The 251-nt window shown below is 47.8% G+C and carries 1 pseudogene; it reads right to left on the bottom strand.

The features are described 5' to 3' along the window. Positions 1 to 251: pseudogene (locus AYW76_RS19260) on the bottom strand (ribosome biogenesis GTPase RsgA); the annotation flags it as partial.

The following is a 251-nucleotide window of genomic DNA, read 5'->3' as shown; positions in this document are numbered from 1 at the left end:
GGCTACAGTAATAACGATAAAATCAATGTTTGCGGCTACAGTCTTCATCTCTCCGTATGGGTTGGGGCGAAGTAGTTCGCTCTTTCTCTCTAGTTTGGCAACGACGACTCCGGTATCTTTGCCTTGACGCCAGATGACGCGATCGCCAGTAACAAGCTGACCTAAATTTGTACGCATATGGCAGCGGATTATGTCTCCCTTATGCTCACCTTCAGACGCTTCTACATCTACAGTACGGCCAAAGTGGGAAA

Origin of the sequence: Marinomonas gallaica (assembly GCF_001639745.1) — a bacterium.
Classification (GTDB): domain Bacteria; phylum Pseudomonadota; class Gammaproteobacteria; order Pseudomonadales; family Marinomonadaceae; genus Marinomonas; species Marinomonas gallaica.
The sequence above is the reverse complement of the archived record's forward strand: the minus strand, read 5'-3'. Positions and strand labels throughout refer to the sequence as shown.